At 64.7% G+C, this 20378-nt stretch carries 19 protein-coding genes and 1 tRNA gene; 13 read left to right on the top strand and 7 right to left on the bottom strand.

What is annotated here, in order from left to right; translation table 11 throughout:
* Position 1: 1 nt before the first annotated feature.
* Positions 2-1069 carry an LPS export ABC transporter permease LptG gene (gene lptG, locus V7D81_RS02675; RefSeq protein ID WP_324314294.1) on the top strand — a complete coding sequence of 356 codons (1068 nt, stop codon included), beginning with the start codon at positions 2-4 and terminating at the stop codon, positions 1067-1069.
* Positions 1059-1601 carry an RDD family protein gene (locus V7D81_RS02670; protein ID WP_324314293.1) on the top strand — a complete coding sequence of 181 codons (543 nt, stop codon included), beginning with the start codon at positions 1059-1061 and terminating at the stop codon, positions 1599-1601. The genes lptG and V7D81_RS02670 overlap by 11 nt, the downstream gene beginning before the upstream one ends.
* A gap of 149 nt (positions 1602-1750) precedes the next feature.
* On the opposite strand, the gene V7D81_RS02665 is transcribed toward V7D81_RS02670, so the two are convergent.
* The 5 genes from V7D81_RS02665 to V7D81_RS02645 form a co-directional block, all read right to left on the bottom strand.
* The gene (locus V7D81_RS02665) at positions 1751-2803 is read right to left on the bottom strand and encodes a DUF4340 domain-containing protein (protein WP_324314292.1); all 1053 of its coding nucleotides are present in this window, start codon (positions 2801-2803) and stop codon (positions 1751-1753) included.
* Positions 2804-2813: 10 nt separating this feature from the next.
* Entirely contained in the window at positions 2814-4715 is a 1902-nt protein-coding gene (locus V7D81_RS02660; protein ID WP_324314291.1) for a GldG family protein, read from the bottom strand.
* Position 4716: 1 nt separating this feature from the next.
* Positions 4717-5454 (bottom strand): ABC transporter permease subunit, encoded by a 738-nt coding sequence (locus tag V7D81_RS02655; protein WP_324314290.1) that lies wholly within the window; start codon positions 5452-5454, stop codon positions 4717-4719.
* Positions 5447-6178 carry an ABC transporter ATP-binding protein gene (locus tag V7D81_RS02650; protein ID WP_324314289.1) on the bottom strand — a complete coding sequence of 244 codons (732 nt, stop codon included), beginning with the start codon at positions 6176-6178 and terminating at the stop codon, positions 5447-5449. Before V7D81_RS02650 ends, V7D81_RS02655 begins: the two co-directional genes overlap by 8 nt.
* 555 nt (positions 6179-6733) lie before the next feature.
* Positions 6734-7489 carry a hypothetical protein gene (locus V7D81_RS02645; RefSeq protein WP_324314288.1) on the bottom strand — a complete coding sequence of 252 codons (756 nt, stop codon included), beginning with the start codon at positions 7487-7489 and terminating at the stop codon, positions 6734-6736.
* A gap of 163 nt (positions 7490-7652) precedes the next feature.
* On the opposite strand from V7D81_RS02645, the gene V7D81_RS02640 reads away from it, so the two are divergent.
* Positions 7653-8399 carry a hypothetical protein gene (locus V7D81_RS02640; RefSeq protein WP_324314287.1) on the top strand — a complete coding sequence of 249 codons (747 nt, stop codon included), beginning with the start codon at positions 7653-7655 and terminating at the stop codon, positions 8397-8399.
* A gap of 34 nt (positions 8400-8433) precedes the next feature.
* On the opposite strand, the gene V7D81_RS02635 is transcribed toward V7D81_RS02640, so the two are convergent.
* Positions 8434-8509: transfer RNA gene (locus tag V7D81_RS02635), tRNA-Glu, on the bottom strand.
* Positions 8510-8589: 80 nt separating this feature from the next.
* Between V7D81_RS02635 and pcnB the strand changes: the two genes are divergently transcribed.
* From pcnB to panC, 5 genes are all read left to right on the top strand, one after another.
* Positions 8590-9963, top strand: coding sequence for a polynucleotide adenylyltransferase PcnB (pcnB, locus tag V7D81_RS02630; protein ID WP_324314286.1), 1374 nt, complete (start codon positions 8590-8592; stop codon positions 9961-9963).
* A gap of 12 nt (positions 9964-9975) precedes the next feature.
* Positions 9976-10470 (top strand): 2-amino-4-hydroxy-6-hydroxymethyldihydropteridine diphosphokinase, encoded by a 495-nt coding sequence (gene folK, locus V7D81_RS02625; RefSeq protein WP_324314285.1) that lies wholly within the window; start codon positions 9976-9978, stop codon positions 10468-10470.
* Between the two features lie 18 nt (positions 10471-10488).
* The gene (locus V7D81_RS02620; protein ID WP_324314284.1) at positions 10489-11154 is read left to right on the top strand and encodes a deoxynucleoside kinase; all 666 of its coding nucleotides are present in this window, start codon (positions 10489-10491) and stop codon (positions 11152-11154) included.
* A gap of 166 nt (positions 11155-11320) precedes the next feature.
* Positions 11321-12148 (top strand): 3-methyl-2-oxobutanoate hydroxymethyltransferase, encoded by an 828-nt coding sequence (panB, locus tag V7D81_RS02615; RefSeq protein WP_324314282.1) that lies wholly within the window; start codon positions 11321-11323, stop codon positions 12146-12148.
* On the top strand, positions 12148-13002 hold the full coding sequence (gene panC / locus V7D81_RS02610) for a pantoate--beta-alanine ligase (RefSeq protein ID WP_324314280.1): 855 nt from the start codon (positions 12148-12150) through the stop codon (positions 13000-13002). The genes panB and panC overlap by 1 nt, the downstream gene beginning before the upstream one ends.
* Before the next feature lie 24 nt (positions 13003-13026).
* Here panC and queG read toward each other — a convergent pair whose 3' ends face one another.
* Positions 13027-14121 carry a tRNA epoxyqueuosine(34) reductase QueG gene (gene queG / locus V7D81_RS02605; protein WP_324314278.1) on the bottom strand — a complete coding sequence of 365 codons (1095 nt, stop codon included), beginning with the start codon at positions 14119-14121 and terminating at the stop codon, positions 13027-13029.
* Between the two features lie 51 nt (positions 14122-14172).
* On the opposite strand from queG, the gene V7D81_RS02600 reads away from it, so the two are divergent.
* The 5 genes from V7D81_RS02600 to miaA all read left to right on the top strand — a co-directional run bounded on the left by V7D81_RS02600 (position 14173) and on the right by miaA (position 20365).
* A complete protein-coding gene (locus V7D81_RS02600) occupies positions 14173-15663 on the top strand; it encodes an NAD(P)H-hydrate dehydratase (protein ID WP_324314276.1) in 1491 nt (496 codons plus the stop codon).
* Entirely contained in the window at positions 15660-16121 is a 462-nt protein-coding gene (gene tsaE / locus V7D81_RS02595; RefSeq protein WP_324314274.1) for a tRNA (adenosine(37)-N6)-threonylcarbamoyltransferase complex ATPase subunit type 1 TsaE, read from the top strand. The genes V7D81_RS02600 and tsaE overlap by 4 nt, the downstream gene beginning before the upstream one ends.
* A 77-nt stretch (positions 16122-16198) precedes the next feature.
* Complete coding sequence (locus V7D81_RS02590; protein WP_324314272.1) at positions 16199-17515, top strand: N-acetylmuramoyl-L-alanine amidase; 1317 nt, start codon at positions 16199-16201, stop codon at positions 17513-17515.
* Between the two features lie 74 nt (positions 17516-17589).
* On the top strand, positions 17590-19389 hold the full coding sequence (gene mutL, locus V7D81_RS02585; RefSeq protein WP_324314270.1) for a DNA mismatch repair endonuclease MutL: 1800 nt from the start codon (positions 17590-17592) through the stop codon (positions 19387-19389).
* Between the two features lie 4 nt (positions 19390-19393).
* Positions 19394-20365 carry a tRNA (adenosine(37)-N6)-dimethylallyltransferase MiaA gene (gene miaA, locus V7D81_RS02580; protein WP_324314268.1) on the top strand — a complete coding sequence of 324 codons (972 nt, stop codon included), beginning with the start codon at positions 19394-19396 and terminating at the stop codon, positions 20363-20365.
* Positions 20366-20378: the final 13 nt, after the last annotated feature.

The raw sequence follows: 20378 nt of genomic DNA, 5'->3' as shown, positions 1-20378 counted from the left end.
CATGTCGCTGCTGTCGCGTTACGTGATGCGCAATGTCATCGGCTACACGCTGCTGGTGCTGCTGGTGCTGGCGGTACTGAACGGCCTGTACCTGCTCATCTCGCAGCAGGACGAAGTGGGGGTCGGCAACTACACCGGCGTGAGCGCATTGATGTACGTCGGCCTGAACCTGCCGCAGACGGCATTCGACATGCTGCCGATCGCCTCGCTCATCGGCGCGCTGCTGTCGCTGGGGAATCTCGCTCGTTCGCTGGAACTGGTGGTGATCCGGGCGGCGGGCGTGTCGGTGGTGCGCATCGGCGCGTGGGTGTTCGGTGCCGGTGTGCTGCTGATGGCGGCGACCTGGGCGCTCGGCGAGTACGTCGCGCCGCCGCTGGAGCAGTACGCGCGCGAGATGAAGACCTTCCAGAAATTCCAGGACTACAGCATGGCCGGCAACCGCGCGGCCTGGGCGAAGGACGGCGACACCATCCTGTCGGTGCAGCGCCAGAGCGCCGAGAACAGTTTCGGCGGCGTCTATGTATTCCAGTTCGATGCGCAGCGCCGGCTGCTGAGCGTCGGCAAGGCCGGCAATGCCAGCATCGACAAGCAGAACCGCTGGACCCTGGGCGACTATCGCCAGTCGAAAGTCGAGAACGATCGCATCGTTCCCGAGCAGCATGCCTCCGCGACCCTCGAGACCAATCTCTCGGCAGAGTTCCTCGGCCTTGCAGCCATCAAGCCGGATGCGATGCCGGTGCGCGCGCTGACGGGATACATCGCGCACCTGAAACGTAATGGGCTGGATGCGAATTCGGCCGAGGCTGCCATGTGGGCGCGCATCGCCCGCACGGTGGCCGTGTCCATCATCGTCGTGCTCGCGGTGCCGTTCGCGTTCGGACCGATGCGCTCGACCGGCACGGGTGCGCGTACGGTAGTGGGCATCATGGTCGGCGTCCTGTTCCTGCTGCTGGCGCGCCTGATGGACAGCAGCGGCGCGATCTTCGATCTGCCGCCCATCGTCGTCGGCTGGACGCCGACGGTGGTGCTGGCGCTGATCACTGGAGTTGCGGTGTCCCGTGTCCGCTGAGGTTGCGATGATCCAGACGCCTCCTGCCGGCCTCCTCAGGCGTCTCGGTGCGATGGTCTACGACTGCCTGCCGATCTTTGCCTTCATGGTCGTCGCCACGGTGCCGTTCCTGCCGTTCCTGAAAGGCCGCGTGCTGGTGGCGGAAGAGGTGGGCTGGCTGGCGCACCTGTATCACCTCGTGCAGATCGCCGTCGTCGCCGGATTTTTCATCTTTTTCTGGACGCGACGCGGCCAGACAGTGGGCATGCTCGCCTGGCGTCTGCGCCTGGAGCGGCACGATGGTGCGCTGCTTTCCGTCGGCGATGCCCTGCGGCGGCTCGGCGCCGTCTTCGTGCTGTGCGTGCCGTTCCTGATCGGCTACTGGTGGATCTGGCACGACTGGCCGAAAACGCCGCGCGTGGCGGCGAACTGCATTGCGCTCGCGCCGCTGGCGATTGCCTACCTGTGGATCTGGATCGATCGCGACAAACAGGCGTGGCCGGATCGGTGGACGAAGACGCGCGTGGTATTGCTGCCGAAGCGCGCCCGCTGAATTTCCTGTGGGGCCGGCTTTAGCCGGCCTCTGGAAAGATGTCAGGCTGAAGCCTGACCTACAGGCAGAGGCCGGCTGAAGCCGGCCCCACAGGCAGAGCAAATCCTTATGTCAGGGCCATTGGGCTGAAGCCGGCCCCACAGGCGGCCTTACTTCTTCACCAGCGAATCCGCCGGCTTGAAGATCAGCTCGTACTTGTAGTCGGCGATCTCGTACACCCAGCCCTGCAGGCGGGCATTGGTTTTGCCGGACTCTTCCTCGCTGCTCGCCTTCGGCGCATTGCCTTCACCATCGGCAGGCGCCTGGGTCTCGACGTGGAACTGCTTTGCCAGCGCATCGTCGTAGGACGTCTTCGCGGCGACATAGTGCTTGTCATCCTTCGAGAATCCGTCGAGTTCCACGACCAGGCCGTCGAACGTCCGGAAGGTCGCATGCGCGACGGACTTGTCGGCAGCGAAGTCCTGGGCCGGACGTACGTCCGAGAGCGTGAGGCCGGCGAGTGCGGTGGCCATGTTGTTCGCCGCGAACGTATCCGCTTCCTTGCCTTTCGGCAGCCCCGCAACCTTGAAGTCGGCATCGGCGCGTGCGGCCTTGGCGATCGTGTATGGCTTGCCGCTGCCGACGGTGATCGCCGCGGACTGCACGCGATCGGCGCCGATGTCGAGCACGGCAGTCTGCAGCCAGTCGTGCGGCGTCGCCGAGGCTTCGATGCTCTCGTTCGTCTGCCAGCTGGCCGGTTCGCCCGTGCGGCGAACATAGGAGCCCTTCGTGCCGGCGTTCTTGCCGACGATCAGATCGACAGGCTGTGCCGTGCCGACGAGTTCGACGCGCGTGCCGGCTGCCGCGGCGTCCGCGACATCCTCCACGCCGAGCGCAGGGTAGTTGTCCGGATTCGAGGTTTTCTCTTCGATCGACCTGGCGTCCGCCAGCGACTGCAACAGGCGCCGCACTTTCGCCGCATCGGCGGGATAGCTCGAGCGTTGCGCGACCTGCCAGTGCGATTCGCCGCGCGTGAGTTCCACGGCGGGTTCGTTGCCTGCCTTGTAGAGGCGGATCGCGGTGATTTTGTCGAGATCCTGCTTCAGTCCGGGATAGAGCAGATCCGATTTCTGCGCGGATGAACGTGGATTCGCCAGCCACAGGCCAGCGGCGAGCACGACGATTGCGATCAGGCCAAGGAGGGAAAGATTGCGTGACGTCATGGGAGCTTTCTCAACCGGTATGCGCCGCGGCCCGGCCGGCACGCAGCCGGCGCCGTCGCGTGATCGCGAGCGCAATGGCGGCGATGGCGATCAGGGTCGGGATCAGCGCGATGTTGATCAGTTTGAGCCGGGAGCCGAGACCTTCGATTTCCACGTCGAGGCTGCGGCGTACTTCGCGCAATTCCTTGCGGATGCGCCCGCGTTCCTGGGTGAAGCGGGTCAGCTCGGCTTCCTGTTCCGGCGAGAGCGTCAGTTCTTCCTGGTTCGCGCGGCTCGCCTGCAATTGAGTGAGTTTCTGTTCGGTGTCGCGCAGTTCCTCGTCGAGCTGCTTTTCGGTCGCGCGCAGCCGGTCGTCGGCACGGCGACGCAGTTCATCGACCTTCGTGAACGGGCGGAAGAAGCTCTGGCGGCCGCGGATGCTGATCAGATCCGAACTGCCGGCGAGGTTGTCGATGGCATTGGCGAGAAAGTCGCCGTTGTTCGCCCAGGCCATCATCATGCGCTGACCGAACACGTTCTGGGTGCGCACCCACAGCGGGTCGGCAAGGATGTCCGTGTCCGCGACCAGAATGATGTTCGCATCGCCCGCAGTTTCCTTCAGCGCCTGGCCGGCGGTGGCGCCTTCCGGCGCGCTGGGAAACGCGGACTTCAGCTTGCCGTGGATGCGCGCCGCGACAGCGTAACGCTCACCCGTTGCCTTGAAGCCATCGAGCAGCGACTGGCTGTCGGGCAGGAAGGCGAGTTTCGCCGCCGGTAGCAGCGCTGCGTTGGTGCTCGACTGGATCAGCGGTTCGAATTCGATCGTCGCGCCTTCCTTCCTGCCCAGCACGCCGGCCGTCATGACGTTGATGGAATCCAGCGCCGAGGTCACCACGTCCTTGCCGTTCATGCTGGCGCGATTGAAGCCGACGATGGCGATGTGCTGCGAGGGCGGCTGATTGGCCTGCAGCGACACGGTCAGGCCCAGTTCGCGATCGCCGAGGATCTGGCCCGGATCGTAGGTCACGCCCCAGGCATCGAGCAGCGGGCCGAGCGTCGAGGAGCGTCCGCCGGCCATGCCGCCCATCTGGGCCATCTGCGCCGCCTGCGGATCGTTCTCCGACTGCGGGTCCATGAAGGCGATCAGCTTGCCGCCGCGCATCACGAACTGATCGATCGCGTAGAGAGTCTTGGGCGACAGTTCGCGCGGATGCACGATCATCAGCGTGTCGATGTCAGGCGCGATCTCCGCAATGTCGGTTGCGAGGGTCTGCACATCGAACAGCTGATGGATCTGCGCGATGCTGGCCCAGCCCGGACGCATGCCACCGGAGGCGGGATCGAACGAGGCGTCGACGGGCAGGGCCGCGATGAGTCCGAGCTTGGCGCGCTTCGTGTTCTCCAGCCGATGGATCAGGCTGGCCACGTCGTACTCGAGAAACTCTTCCTTGTCAGGCTGGAAGAACGGAATGATTTCGCGTCCGTCGGTCGAGTTCGTGCCGGCGAGGCCGAAGTACAGTGATTCGCCCTGGCCGCCGAACGGCACGGCCTGCAGTCCGAACTCGGTGGCACGGTCTTCGTCCTCGGAGAACGGCTGCGGATCGACCACGTTCAGCCGCAGCTTGCCCTTCGAACGCTGCGCCATTTCTTCCAGCAGTTCCTGCACGCGCTGCGCGTAAGCGCGGATCTGCGGCGACTGCCGGCTCGCCTCCTGCGAGAAGAAGAAATAGAGATTGATGGGTTCCTGAAGCGACGCAAGGATGTTCTGCGTGCCCGGCGCGATCGAGTACAGCTTGCTCTCGGTGAGATCGAGCCGTGCGCCGCGCAGCGCGAACGTGAGCAGGATCGTCACGCCGATGAACAGCAGGGCCAGCGCCACCAGGGCGCCCAGGCCGAACACCTTGCGTCCGGCAGTCGATTTGTTGTTGCTCATGTCAGTCGGCCTTCTTCATTTCCAGCACGATGGCGGTCGCCGCCAGCCACACGACGATGAGCGTCGCGAAGTAGAGCAGGTCGCGCAGGTCGATCACGCCCTTGGCGACGGAGGTGAAGTGCGTGAGGAACGACAACGAGGCGAGCGCGTCGACGATCGTCTGCGGCAGCCAGCCGCTGAACACGTTGATGACCGGACCGAAGCCGGTGAGCAGGAAAAAGAACAGGCAGAGCACCGCGGTCAGGATGAAGGCGATGACCTGGTTGCGCGTCGCCGCCGACAGGCAGCTGCCCACCGCAAGGAAACCGCCAGCCATCAGGAAGCTGCCGATGTAGGCGCCGACGATGGTGCCGTTGTCCGGGTCGCCGAGATAGTTGACGGTGATCCACATCGGGAACGTCAGCGCCAGCGCGACGCCGGCGAAGGCCCAGGCCGCGAGGAACTTGCCGAGCACGGCCTGCCATAGCGTGACCGGCAGCGTCATCAGCAGTTCGATGGTCCCCGACTTGCGCTCTTCCGCCCACAGCCGCATCGACAATGCCGGCATCAGGAACAGGTACAGCCACGGGTGATAGTTGAAGAACGGCGCCAGATCCGCCTGGCCGCGCTCGTAGAAGCCGCCGAGGAAGAACGTGAACGCGCCGGTGAGGATCAGGAAGATCACGATGAACACGAAGGCCAGCGGCGTCGCGAAGTAGCTGGCGAACTCGCGTTTGAACAGGGCACAGACGTTACGCATGGGCGACTGCTCCCTGTGTAGTGATCGTGCGGAAGACATCGTCAAGCCGTCCGGACGGCGCGCGCGCGGCGAGCTGCTGCGGCGTGTCGTCGGCGAGGATGCGGCCGTTGGCGATGATGATGGCGCGATTGCAGACCGCATCGACCTCTTCGAGGATGTGGGTCGAGATCACGATGATCTTGTCCTTCGCCATCGCATTGATGAGCGTGCGCACTTCGTGCTTCTGGTTGGGGTCGAGACCGTCGGTCGGTTCGTCGAGGATCAGCACCGGCGGATCGTGCAGCAGCGCCTGCGCGAGTCCGACGCGGCGCTTGAAGCCCTTGGAGAGGGTTTCGATCGCCTGGTCCAGCACGCTGCCGAGCGCCAGGCGGCCGATCACGTCATCGAGGCGGCTGCGGCGCCGGTCGGCGGTCAGCTCGCGGATGTCGGCGATGAAATCGAGAAAGGCGCGGACGTTCATTTCGGCGTAGGCCGGGGCGCCTTCGGGCAGGTAGCCCATGCAGGCCTTGGCGGCGATCGGCGCGGAGTCCACGTCGTGGCCGCACACCCGGATGCTGCCCGAGGTCGGCGCGAGGAAGCCGGTGATCATTTTCATGGTGGTCGACTTGCCGGCGCCGTTCGGGCCGAGGAAGCCGAGCACCTCGCCCGGCGCCACCTGGAAGCTGATGTCATCGACCGCGGTGAGCGGTCCGTAGCGTTTGGTCAGATGATTGATCTCGATCATGTCGCTAGCGCTTTGTTCTTGATGGAAAAGCCTGTCGTGTGACCGCACCGTTTCCCGCGGAGTTCACGATGGCTCGTTGAAGTTTGGTGATTTCGATGGCGGGGTAGCCAACGAAACCGGCGGCGATTTTTCTACGGGGCCGCCGGAGTTTTCAAGAAATGTCGCGGCCGACGGCCGGTACATGACGTCGACTTAATCGCCGCCGTGCGGGTGAAGGCGCCCGGCGGGGATGGATTATTTGGCAGTGCGAAAAATCCTGAATTACCCCGCCCTGGCGTCCGACCGTCTCCAGAACCTCGTTTTTCCGGGGATTCTTGTGGAAGAAATCACATCGCGGCTGTTGTGCTGCGATACAGCAATCTGTATATTTGGCATCGCAAAATGACGCAGCGGCAGCCACCGGACGAAAGTCCGGGAACTGAATGAGCTCCGCCGGGTCAATGCACAGGTTGCTGACGGTTGTGACGATCCAGAGATGACACGACCGATTGCTCGAATCCCCCTGATTGGCCGGACTATCGCAAGATACCCGGCCTTTTTTTTGCCCGCGTTTTCCTAGCTCCTGGCGGCGCGCGCTTCGATATCGGCCTTGTGCGTGCGCAGGAACTTGCGGATCTCGGGGACCGCGGGGCGATCGGCAATGCGGCCGATGAGTTCGGCCAGTTCATGCCAGGGCTTGCCCCATTTCAGCAGGCGCACCGCATCCGCCAGCATTTTTTCCTTCAGGTCGGCGGCGACGGCCTTCGGGGCTGGCTCGGGCCTGGCAGTCGCTGCCGCGGGTCGACTGGCAGGCCTGGCTTCGGGACGGGATGCCGATTTCGCAACGGGCGGAGCCGCTTTCGGGGCCGGTGCTGTCGCGGCTTTCCCTGGCGTCGGAACCCGCAGCTTCGGCATTTCGCGGGTCGCATCGTCCGCCGGCCGAACCGTCCTGACCGGCGCGGTCTTGACGATCGTGGGCGCCTCGACCGTCTGGCTGGCGCCTGTGCCGGTGTTTGCCTTGTCCGGATCGGCGAGCGGCACGAAGCGCTGGATGTGCTGGATGCCGACGAGGTTCGCCAGAAAGGCCATCAGTTCCAGGGATTCGGCGAATCGACCGTCCCCCATGGCCTGCCGCGTCTCGCAGTGGGATTTCAACTCCAGGATCTTCTGCCGCGCCACTTCCAGTACCCAGCGGGTCGGCCGGTCGTGTTTCGGCCACGGCTGCACTCGGGCATAGGCCGCATCGCTGAGTTCGACGTATTTGAGGTGCAGATCGACGCTCGTCAGCCACTTGTCGATCTGCTCCGTGATGCGGCGATCCGCTGGGGTCATGACAGCTCCGGTTCAATGCGCCGGATTATGCAACGGCCATTTGCCGCCATTCTGAGATGGCGCTCCCAGAGGAAGGGCGAAAGCTGGGAATCCCCAACCCGAAGTAGCTCCGGACGGGGCTCTGCCTTAGGCTGGGCATCCGGCAGCTGACAGGGATGTGGCCATGCGCGAATGGATTGCAGGGGTGGCGTTGTGGAGCGTCATGGCTTCGGCGCCCGCACAGGGCGATTGCGACGGCATTCGCATCGACTACGAAGCGTCGATTCCTTCGATCAACACGGCGATGGCGCCCTGGTCGGAAATTCCACGGAATTTTCCGCAGGCGCGCGGCATCACGTCACGCACGATCCATGTGACGGCCGGGCGCCTCATCGAGATCCAGCGCGGCACCGCCATCAAAGCCACCATCAGCAAGGACATGCTGACGCCAGCGCCCGGTATTCACTTCCGCGACAGGGAAGGACGGGAAATCCTCTGGGTCGGCTACGAGCAGGTGCCGCTGCATCTCCTCACGATCCGCTCCGCCGACGAACGCATTCGCTACAGCAGCCTGACGGGCAAGGCTCGACGCACGGCGATCGACGAGCCCGACGATGACACCGCGGATGCGCTGCTGTCGCTGGAGTCGTCGGCCGAGATGATCGGCGAGCGCGAATATGCAGGGGCCCGCTGCATGGCGAAGCGCATTCCCATGCTCGGCGCCCGGACCGAGACCTGTGTGCGCCAGTATCACGGCTGGCCGGTAGCGCTGTACCTGCAGTTCGACATGCCGGAGAACGGCGGATTGCAGTGGTTTCGCGCAACGAAGATCGTTCAGGGCGCCTGCATGCCTGAGCACGAAGCCGCTGTGCCTGCCGATGCGCAGTTCGTCGACCGGCTCGCGAAGAAGAAACGCCGATCAGGCGCCTGATGAGCGTAAGCCCTTGATCGCGCACGAGAGGGAATGGCGCTCCCAGAGGGATTCGAACCCTCGTACCAGCCTTGAGAGGGCTGTGTCCTAGGCCTCTAGACGATGGGAGCGCAGATGAACCGTCCGGTAGGAACGCCGGCCGAGGCTGTATTATAGGCGGCGCTCTCACTGTCTCAAGCGGCGGCGCTCATTGAACGACCATACCTCTAAAGAACTTCCGACTGACACCGGCAAGCCGCTGATCGTTGCGCGCGATGGTCACCCGATCTCCCGGGCGAATATTTCCCCGAATGCATTGAAGGTGCTGTATCGGCTGAAAGAGGCCGGTTACCAGGCATTCCTCGTCGGCGGCGCCGTTCGCGATCTGCTGCTCGGCATCGAGCCGAAGGACTTCGACGTTGCCACCAATGCGCATCCGGATCAGGTCAAGCAGCTGTTTCGCAACTGCCGGCTGATCGGCCGGCGCTTCCATCTCGCCCACGTGCGTTACGGTTACGAGATCATCGAAGTCGCGACCTTCCGCGCCGCGCATACGCCCATCGACGAGGACAACAGCGTCGATGAAGGCGGCCATCGCGTGCTCGATGCGCGCGGCAGGATCCTGCGCGACAACCTGTACGGCACGATCGAAGAAGACGTCTGGCGCCGCGATTTCACCGCCAATGCGCTCTACTACAACATCGAAGACTTCTCGGTGTGGGATTACGTCGGCGGCGTGGCCGACGCGCGCGCCCGCGTGCTGCGATTGATCGGCGATCCGGAAACCCGCTATCGCGAAGATCCGGTGCGCATGCTGCGTGCCATCCGTTTTGCCGCGAAGCTCGATTTCGGGATCGAGGCCGCCACTGCGGCGCCGATCAGCAAGCTGGCGTGGATGCTCGATGGCGTGCCGCCGGCGCGGCTGTTCGACGAGATCAACAAGCTGTTCCTATCCGGTACCGCCGTCCGTGCCTTCGATCTGCTGGTGCAATTCGGACTGCTCGAACATCTGTTTCCTGATCTGGCCGGCGCCTTGCAAGAGCAGCCCGACAGCGCGGCGGCGCGGCTGCTGCGGCTCGGACTCGAAGGCACCGACGAGCGTGTGCGGGCCGACAAATCGGTCACGCCGACGTTCCTGTTCGCGCTGCTGCTGTGGCCCGCCATCACCCGGACCTATCAGAAGCTCGGCGCGCAGCAGGGCAGCGAAATCCAGCAGATGGCCAATGCGTGCGAACTGGTGACCGCGAAGCAGCAGTCGCGCATCGCCGTTCCCAAGCGCTTCACGCTGCCGATGCGCGAGGTCATCGCCATGCAGCCGCGGTTCGCCCTGCGTTCCGGTCGTCGCGCGCTGCGGCTGCTCGATCATCCGCGGTTTCGCGCGGCCTATGATTTTCTGCTGTTGCGGGCCGCCGCCGGCGAGGTCGATGCAGAACTGGCCACCTGGTGGACGGAAATCCAGACACTGTCGCCGGACGAGCGTATCGCGCGCGTCGAGCAGCGTCCGTCCGGTTCGCAGCCTGCGCATGCCGACGGTCCGCGTCGCCGCCGCCGTCGCCGACGTCATCCTGCGGCCAGCAATCCCTGACGCGCTGCTTCGATGTCCACGCTCTGGGTGCCGGCGTACATTGCAGTCGGCAGCAATCTCGACGATCCGCTCGCGCAGGTGCGTCTTGCCCTGGAAAAATTGCGGACACTCGCAGCGAGTCGCCTGATCCGCGTCTCGCGGTTGTATCGCTCGGCGCCGCTCGGCCCGCAGGATCAACCCGAGTTCGTCAATGCGGTCGCAGGAGTGCTCACGCAACTGTCGCCGCGCGAGTTGCTGCAGACACTCAAGCAACTGGAAGCGGACCTGGGGCGCGCCTCGCCGGTGGTGCGCTGGGGGCCACGCCGGATCGATCTCGATCTGCTCGTGCACGGCACTGCAAGGATCGAGGAAGCGGATCTCGTCGTGCCGCATCGTGGCGTCCCGGAGCGCAACTTCGTCCTGTATCCTTTGCACGATATCGCGCCGGACCTCATCGTTCCCGGACACGGGAGCGTTGCGAGTCTGGCCGCACGGGTTGGCGCCGCCGGACTCGTGCCACTTTCATAAAACCGATCCTGTCTCCGCATGGCCGAGAAACTTCCAACAGCGCCGCATCGCTACGTCGTGGTCGAAGGTCCGATCGGCGTCGGCAAGACCAGCCTTGCGCGGCGCCTCGCGCGCAGCTTCGGCAGCGAACTGATCCTGGAGCAGGCTGAGGAGAATCCGTTTCTCGAGCGCTTCTATCGCAATCCACGCGCGGGCGCGTTGCCGGCACAGTTGTTCTTTCTGTTCCAGCGCACGCGTCAGCTCGAAGACATTCGCCAGCACGATCTGTTCGATACGGTGCGCGTCGCCGACTATCTCATCGACAAGGACCGGCTGTTCGCGCGCCTGACGCTCGATGACGAGGAGTTCGGGCTGTACGAGCAGATCTATTCGCGCATGGCGATCGATACGCCCATACCCGATCTCGTGATCTACCTGCAGGCACCGATCGATATCCTGCTCGAACGCATTGCGCGTCGCGGCATCCGCTACGAGCAGCAGATCGATCGCGAGTATCTCGAACGTCTGCAGGAAGCATATGCGCGGTTCTTCCACGCTTATGACACATCGCCGCTGCTGATCGTGAATGCCGCGCAGGCGGACTTCGTGTCGAACGATCGCGATTACGAGCAGCTGTTCGAGCAGGTGCGACGCGTTCGCAAGGGACGGCACTACTACAATCCGCTGAAGAGCACGGCCGACTGACGACGGTATACACGGCGCCTCCGCGTTCCTGCATTGCGGTTGATGTTTGCAACCCCCTCGTTCATCCTTGGCGCCCGTCGGCCGGGGGTATGCATCTGCATCGGCTGCGTGGTCCTTCCGTGTCGTCACCGCTGACCTCTTCAGGCACGGACTCTGCGAGTCATCCATGTACAAGCACCTGCAAGAACGGTACGCGCCGCGTCCTCCGGTCAATGTGGCGACGCTGGAAAAGATGAAGGCCGAGGGCGAGAAGATCGCCTGCATCACTGCCTACGACGCGAGTTTCGCCACGCTGGTCGATGACGCCGGCATCGATGTCGTGCTGGTCGGCGATTCGCTGGGCATGGTGATCCAGGGTCACGACACGACCGTGCCGGTGACGTTGAACGACGTGATCTATCACTGCCGCGCCGTGGCGAAAGGCATGTATCGCCCGTTCCTGATGGCCGACATGCCGTTCATGACGTACTCGTCCAAGGAGCAGGCGCTCGACAATGCCGTGCGGCTGATGCAGGAAGGCGGCGCCAAGATGGTGAAGCTGGAAGGCGGCGCCGGGCAGGTCGAGATCGTCGAATTTCTTGCGAAGCACGACATCGCGGTCTGCGCGCATCTCGGGCTCAAGCCGCAGTCGGTGCACAAGGTCGGCGGCTTCCGCGTGCAGGGGCGCGAAGAGGCTGCGGCCGAACAGATGATGCGCGATGCGAAGGCGCTCGAAGCCGCAGGCGCCGATGTCGTGCTGCTCGAATGCATTCCGGCGAAACTCGGCACCGAGATCACGCAGGCATTGCACGTTCCCGTGATCGGCATCGGCGCAGGTCCGGATACGGACGGCCAGATCCTGGTGCTGTATGACGTCCTCGACATCACGGCGGGACGCAAGCCGAAGTTCTCGAAGAATTTCATGGCCGGTCGCGACAGTGCGCTGGACGCGGTCAAGGCCTACGCCGAAGCCGTCAAATCCCGCACCTATCCGGGACCGGAACACTGTTTCTGATGGATACGATCGTCCGCTCCGCAGAGCTGCGCCGTGCAGTGGCGCTATGGCGCAAGGCTTCCGAACGGGTCGCCTTCGTGCCGACCATGGGCAACCTGCACCAGGGGCACGGTGATCTCGTGCGTCGTGCGCTCGACGTTGCCGACCGCGTGGTCGTCAGCGTGTTCGTCAATCCGATGCAGTTCGGTCCGAACGAAGATTTCGCGGCGTACCCGCGGACGCCGGAGGACGATCGCCGATTGCTCGAATCGATCGGCGCCGACGTACTGTTCACGCCGGACGTCGACGAGATGTATCCGCGCGGGCAAGCCGTCTCGACGCGCGTGCAGGTGCCGGAGATCGACAGCATCCTGTGCGGCGCTTTCCGGCCCGGTCATTTCACCGGCGTCGCCACGATCGTCACGAAGCTGCTGAACCTGGTGCAGCCCGACGTCGCCCTGTTCGGCGAGAAGGATTTCCAGCAGCTCATGATCATCCGTCGCGCCGCGACGGATCTGTGCATGCCGATGGAAATCGTCGGCGTGCCGACGACGCGCGAGAGCGATGGCCTCGCCATGAGTTCGCGTAATCGCTATCTCTCCGCGGACGAGCGCAAGATCGCGCCGCAGATTCATGCGGCGCTGTCGCGTGCGCGCGAAGCGATCGAATCCGGCTCGCAGGATTTCGCGGCGCTGGAGCAGGCGGGCTTCGACGCGCTGAAGCAGCACGGCTTCCGGCCCGACTATTTCTCGATCCGTGATGCGGCGACGCTGGGTGATCCCGTGCCTGGCGTGGAGATGGTGGTGCTGACCGCCGCGCGAATCGGCCGCGCGCGCCTGATCGACAACGTCAGGGCGCAGCCGCCGCGTCGATAGTCTTTTCTGCCTGTGGGGCCGGCTTCAGCCGGCCTCAAAGAAGTCAGGAAGAATGGCCCGATGCTGGTCGAGCGCCCACGCGACATGTTCGCGAACCAAGGCCGAATCGTGATCGGCGCGTGCGCGCAATGCATGCACCACTTGTGCGGTTGACCGCGCATTGCCGAGTGCCACCGCAATGTTCCTGAGCCAGCATTCGTAGCCGATCCGCCGGATCGCGCTGCCTTCCGTACGCGAGAGAAACTCTTCTTCCGACCACGCGAACAGCTCCACGAGTTGTGGTGCATCGAGCCCGTGCCGGATCGCGAAGTCCTTCTCCACCGCGATGCGTGCGAACTTGTTCCAGGGACACACGAGCTGGCAGTCGTCGCAGCCGTAGATGCGATTGCCCATGGCCTTGCGGAACTCGACGGGTATCGATTCGCGCAACTCGATCGTGAGATACGAAATGCAGCGGCGCGCGTCGAGTTCGTAGGGCGCGACGATGGCCTGGGTCGGGCAGACATCGATGCAGGCGCGGCAGGTGCCGCAATGCCCGCTCGCCGGTTCGTCGATGGCGAGCGGCAGGTCCGTAAGAATCTCACCGAGAAAAAACCAGGAACCGGCGCTGCGGTTGATCAGATTGGTGTGCTTGCCGATCCAGCCGAGACCGGCGTCGCGTGCGAAGGCTTTTTCCAGGATCGGCGCGCTGTCGACGAAGGCGCGGTACTGCGTTCCGGCGCAGCGCCCGGAGATCCGGTCGGCGAGGCGTGCGAGACGGCTGCGCAATACCTTGTGATAGTCGCGCCCCAGTGCGTAGCGCGAGATGTAGCCGAGCTGCGGATCGGCGAGTACGTCGTCGGCCGGTGCGGCATCCGGCGGCAGGTAATCCATCCGAGCCGAGATGACGCGAATCGTGCCCGGCACGAGTTCGTCGGGTCGCGCGCGCTTGCGGCCGTGGCGGGACATGTACTCCATCTCGCCGTGGCGCCGCAGTTCGAGCCAGCGCATCAGATACGCTTCGTCGTTTTCCACGCCGATTGCGGCGATGCCGATCTGCTGAAACCCGAGTTCGCGCCCCCACTGCCGGATGTCGTCGGCGAGCGAATCGGTGGTGAAAGTGGGGAATTCTTCGGACATGGGGCAGACAGCGCAGGCGCGCGAAAGTAGCGTCAAAGTATACTGACGATCATGGCCACTCTGCCGCTCGCCATCCATACCGCCGCCCAGGTTCGCGAACTCGATCGTCATGCGATCGACGACCTGGGGATTGCCGGTTACACATTGATGACAGCGGCCGGCGATGCCGCGCTCACGACGCTGCGCAGCTACTGGCCCGCGGCGCAGCGGATCGTCGTTCTGTGCGGGCCGGGCAACAACGCGGGGGACGGTTATGTGCTGGCGCGACTGGCGCGCGCGCGGCGGCTCGATGTCGTCGTCATTGCACTGTCGGATCCGGCGTCGCTGCGCGGCGATGCGCGGCGTGCGTGGCAGGATTTCATCGCCGAAGGCGGCAGCACGCGCGACTGGTCGGACGATTGTCTCGAGAACGCGGAAGTCATCGTCGATGCGATTTTCGGCATCGGCCTGTCGCGCAATATCGACGGTGCGATGGCGCAATGCATCGCGCGCGTGAACGAGGCGGCCGCGCCGATCCTGGCGATCGACATTCCCAGCGGACTCGACGCGGATACCGGCCGCATTCTCGGCGCGGCGATTCACGCGGAGCGGACGCTGACGTTCCTCGGTCTGAAGCAGGGCTTCTATCTCGGTGACGGTCCGAACTGCACCGGCACCGTCATGTTCGACGGGCTGGAAGTGCCGGAAGCCGCACTGGCGCACGCGCAACCTGCGGCGCTGCGAATCAGCGAAGACGCGCTGGCGCGCCTGCTGCCGCGACGTCGGCGCACGACGCACAAGGGACAGCAGGGCCACGTGCTGGTCATCGGCGGCGGAGCCGGCATGGCAGGTGCGGCGCGTCTTTCCGGCGAGGCTGCGCTGCGCGTGGGCGCGGGTCTCGTGACGGTGGCCACTCGTCCCGAGAACGTCGCGGCGATCGTCACGCAGCGTCCCGAACTCATCTGTCGAGGGGTGGAGAACGCAGCGGATCTCGCCGCGTTGATCGAGCGCGCCGATGTGATCGCCGTGGGTCCGGGACTGGGGCTGGACGCCTGGGCTCATTCCGTTGCGAACTGCGCCTTTCACAGCGACCTGCCCACCGTGATCGATGCCGATGCGCTGAATCTGCTGGCGCAGTCGCCCTGCAAGAGCGATCGACGCATCCTCACGCCGCATCCCGGGGAAGCCGGGCGCCTGCTTGGCATTTCCAACGCCGACGTTCAGGCGGATCGCATCGCCGCAGCGCGCGCCATCGTCGAGCGCTACGGCGGCACGGTCGTCCTGAAAGGGGCGGGCACGCTGGTCGTCGAACGCGATGCGCTGCCGTCGATCTGCGATCAGGGCAATCCCGGCATGGCATCGCCCGGCATGGGGGATGTGCTCACAGGAGTCATTGCCGGCATCGCCGCGCAGACTGCCGAGCTCGCCGAGGCGGCGCGAGCGGGCGTGCTGGTGCATGCGATGGCCGGCGACATGGCCGCGCGGCGCGGCGAACGCGGCCTGCTCGCCAGCGATCTCTTCACGTACCTGCCGACATGCGTCAATCCGACTCAGCGCATTTGAAAGTCGCTGACGCCGACGCGATGCGCGCCTTCGGTCGTGCGCTCGGCAATGCCCTGTCGACGCAACGCGCGCGCGCGCTCGTCGTCACGATCCGCGGCGAACTGGGCGCGGGCAAGACCACATTCGTCGGCGGTGTTCTCAATGCGCTGGGATTCCAGGGTTTCGCGCGCAGTCCGACCTATACACTGATCGAGCCCTATGAATTCGCCGGCCGACAGGTTTTTCACCTCGATCTGTATCGACTCGCCGATCCCGGCGAAGTGGAAGCGCTCGGACTGCGCGATCTGCTGAACGACGATGCCGTGCTGCTCATCGAATGGCCCGAACGCGGTGCGGGTCTGATTCCACCGGCGGATCTGGCGTTGACCATCGACTACGCGGCCGAGGGGCGTGTCCTCGATGCGGCGGCGCACGGACAGGCGGGCAGGGAATTGCTGCAGCGGCTGGTTCAGATGTGACGAAGCTCCAGCATTACGAGCTATCCCCATAATTTATATTGAATTAATTTGGCGGCCGGGAGTACATTACGGCCACCATGAGGATGGCGCCGTGTGAAATGACACTCCGGGCGGTTTTTCGAACCGCGTGCGGTGTGTTGTGCGCGCTGTTCTTTGCTTCATTTGCCGTCGCTGCGTCGGATGTCACGGTCAAGGACATCCGCCTGTGGGCCGGGCCCGATAGCACTCGCGTCGTGTTCGATCTCTCGGGTCCGGCGCGCTATTCGTTCCTGACGCTGCAGAACCCGGAGCGCGTCGTCGTCGACATTCAATCGGCGCGGCTCGAGAACGCGAATCTCGCCATGCCCGAGGGGATGGGCTTCGCCAAACAGTTGCGTGCGGGCGTGCAGGGCGCCGATCTGCGCCTCGTCGTCGACCTCACCGGACCGGCGGCGCCCAAGGTGTTCACCGTCGATCCGCAGGGAGGCCTCGGCCACCGGCTCGTGCTCGACCTGATGCCGGGAAGCGGCGCCGCAGCGAATGCGGCCGTACCGGTCGTAGCGAAGTCGGCTCCGCTGGCGCCCGTCGTCACGACGCCGACCGTCATCAAGTCGGCATCGACCTCGGGACGCGACATCGTGGTCGCAATCGACGCCGGTCACGGCGGCAAGGATCCCGGTTCGCTCGGCGGTTCGGGTACCCGCGAGAAAGACATCACCCTGGCCATTGCGCGCCGGCTCAAGGAACGGATCGATCGCGAGCCCGGCATGCGCGCCATCCTGACGCGCGATGGCGACTACTACCTGGCACATCGGTTGCGCATCAAGCGCGCACGCGATCAGCAGGCGGACATGTTCGTGTCGATTCACGCGGACTCGTACACCGACCGCTCCGTCGTCGGTTCGTCCGTGTACACGCTGTCGGCGCGCGGTGCGTCGGACGAGGCGGCGCGCTGGCTGGCCGAACGCGAGAACGCGTCGGATCTGATCGGCGGCGTGACGCTCGAAGACAAGAGCGACGTGCTGGCTTCGGTGCTGCTGGATCTGTCGCAGGGCGCCAGCATGAGTGCCAGCCTGGTGGCGGCCGACAATGTCATGAACGAACTCGACCGCATGGGCAACGTGACCCGGCGCGGCGTGAAACAGGCGGGTTTTCTGGTGCTGAAGTCGCCGGACATTCCCTCGATGCTCGTCGAGACGGCGTTCATCTCCAATCCGCGCGAGGAATCGCGCCTGAAGGATGCGCGGCATCAGCAGCGGCTGGCCGAAGCGATCCACGCCGGCGTTCGCGCTTACTTTTATGACAATCCGCCGCCGGGCACTCATTTCGCGCAACAGCGCGAGCAGCGCGACGGCAATCGCATTGCCGCCGTCGATGAAGGCGGCGGTGCCGCAGGCGTTGGCCGCGCCCGCTGATCCCGGGGAATTGCCGCTCCGGCCGACCGTGCCCGCCTGATATCCTCGCGACCTCGTTCATTCCGGTCGCGTTCATGCCGATTCGCATTCTTCCAGAGCAGCTCATCCATCAGATCGCCGCGGGCGAGGTCGTCGAACGACCGGCGTCCGTGATCAAGGAGCTGATCGAAAACAGCATCGATGCCGGCGCGACGCGGGTCGATGTCGACATCGAAGAGGGCGGCGTGCGCCTGATCCGCGTCCGCGACAACGGCGGCGGCATCGAACGCGAGGAACTGGCGCTGGCGCTGTCGCGGCATGCGACGAGCAAGATCACGACCATCGACGACCTGGAGCGCGTGGCGACGCTCGGTTTTCGCGGCGAAGCGTTGCCGAGCATTGCGTCTGTCTCGCGCATGCGCCTGACGTCGCGCGCGGCCGGCAGCGACACGGCGTATGCGGTCTCTGCCGACAATGGCGTGCTGAGTCCTGTCGAGCCCGCGCCGCATCCGCCAGGCACCACCGTCGAAGTGCGCGATCTGTTCTTCAATGTGCCGGCGCGCCGCAAGTTTCTGCGCGCGGAACGCACAGAGGCACAGCACATTGCACGGGCGATCGAACGGCTGGCGCTGTCGAGCTTCAAGACGGCGTTTTCGCTGACGGTCGGCAAGAAACTGGTGGCCGAATATCCGGCCGCTCACTCGCAGATCGAACGCGAGCGTCGCGTTGCACAGATCGTCGGCGATGAATTCATGGCGAATGCGCTGTTCGTCGAGCATGACTCCGCCGGATGCAGGCTCACTGGCTGGCTCTGTCAGCCCACGTATGCGCGTGCGCAGCCGGACCTGCAGCACTTCTATCTCAATGGACGCACGCTGCGCGATCGGGTGATCGCCAGCGCGATCCGTCTCGGCTATCGCGACGTCATTTTCGGCGGGCGTCATCCCGCGTACGTTCTGTTCATCGAAATCGATCCGACGCAGGTCGATGTGAACGCGCATCCGGCCAAGCTCGAAGTCCGTTTCCGCGACGGCCGTCATGTGCACGATTTCCTGTTCCGGACGGTCGAGCGTGTGCTGCGCGATACCTACGCGGGTGCTTCGACTCCTGCGCCGGCGCCAGCCAGCATCGATACCTTCATGCCTACGACGACTCCGGCCGGTACGTGGCCCTCGCGAGGACCGCAGTACGCCGTATCGAACCGTTCGTTCGGTAGTCAGTCTTCACTGGGTCTGCGTGTTGCTGAACCGCCAGTTGCGGCTTTCGCGCCAGCTGTCGATCCGTTGCCCCAGGCAGCCATATCGACCGAGACGCCGCCGCTCGGATTCGCACTGGCCCAATTGCACGGCGTCTATATTCTTTCGCAGGCGCCCGATGGGCTCATCCTCGTCGACATGCATGCGGCGCACGAACGTACGACGTATGAGCGCATGAAGGCCGCGCTGGGCGACGGCGCATTGGCGAGTCAGCCGCTGCTGACGCCGCTCGCAATCAGTGTGTCGCAGGCGGAAGCCGACGTTCTGGAAGAACATGCGGCGATGCTGTCGACGGCCGGTCTGGAGATCGAACGGACCGGTCCAAGCGGTGTGCAGGTGCGCGCCATTCCCGCGTTCCTCAAGGCGTCGCATGTCGATGAGCTCGTACAGCGTGTCGGCGCAGATCTCGTCGCCAATGGCGCGACGCGCGGTATCGAAGAAGCGCTGAACGAAGTGCTGGGCACCATCGCCTGTCACGGCGCCGTGCGAGCCCATCGCAATCTCACGATCCCGGAAATGAATGCCTTGCTGCGCGAGATGGAGCGCACCGTGCGCAGCGATCAGTGCAATCACGGCCGTCCGACCTGGACGTACGTGAGCATGGGCGATCTCGATCGCATGTTCCTGCGCGGCAGGTGAACCAATGACGCCACCGCGTCCCAGGCCGGTCGCGCTGATCATGGGGCCGACGGGTGCGGGCAAAACCGACCTGGCGTTGGGCCTGGCCGAACGCCTGCCGGTCGATATCGTGAGCGTCGACTCGGCGATGGTGTATCGCGGTATGGATATCGGCACGGGCAAGCCCGCGCCGGAGGTTCTGCAGCGATTTCCGCATCGTCTGGTCGATATCCTCGATCCCGCCGAACCGTATTCCGCCGGTCAGTTCGTGCGCGACGCTCGTGCAGCAATCGAGGAAAGTCACGCGAAAGGTCGTCTGCCATTGCTGGTCGGCGGAACGATGCTTTACTTCCGTGCGTTGCGGCGGGGGTTGGCCGAGTTGCCGACGGCGAACGCGGAAGTCCGGGCCGACATCGACCGGGAAGCGGCGCGCCGGGGCTGGCCGGCAATGCATGCGGAGCTGGCGCGGATCGATCCGGCAGCGGCGGCGCGCATCCAGCCCGGCGACGGGCAACGTATTCAGCGGGCAATCGAGGTCTACCGACTGAGCGGTCGTACCCTGACGGAGTTGCATGCGGCGACGGTGGTGCCGGATCCCGCATTGGCATTTGCTGCTTACGCTTGGGTGCCAGGCGATCGTGAAAAGCTTTATGCCGCCATTGCCGCCCGATTCGACGCCATGATGAGCGCCGGATTTTTGACGGAGGTCGAAGCACTGCATCGCCGGCACGATCTGCATGCGCGGCTGCCTTCGATCCGTTCGGTGGGCTATCGACAGCTCTGGGAGCATCTGGAAGGCGCCGTGTCGCTGGAACAGGCGCGGCACGACGCAATCATTGCGACGCGGCATCTCGCCCGACGCCAGTTGGTGTGGCTGCGGGCGGAGAATGAAATTGAATGGATCGATGCCCTTGATCGGCGCGCGACCGACACCATGCAGCACGCGATGGCGTCGCTGTGCGACGTCGTTAAGAACGTGTCGGGAACTCAGTATTAAACGAAGACCCGAT

This window comes from Povalibacter sp. (assembly GCF_036735925.1).
Taxonomy (GTDB): Bacteria; Pseudomonadota; Gammaproteobacteria; order Steroidobacterales; family Steroidobacteraceae; genus Steroidobacter.
The sequence above is the reverse complement of the archived record's forward strand: the minus strand, read 5'-3'. Positions and strand labels throughout refer to the sequence as shown.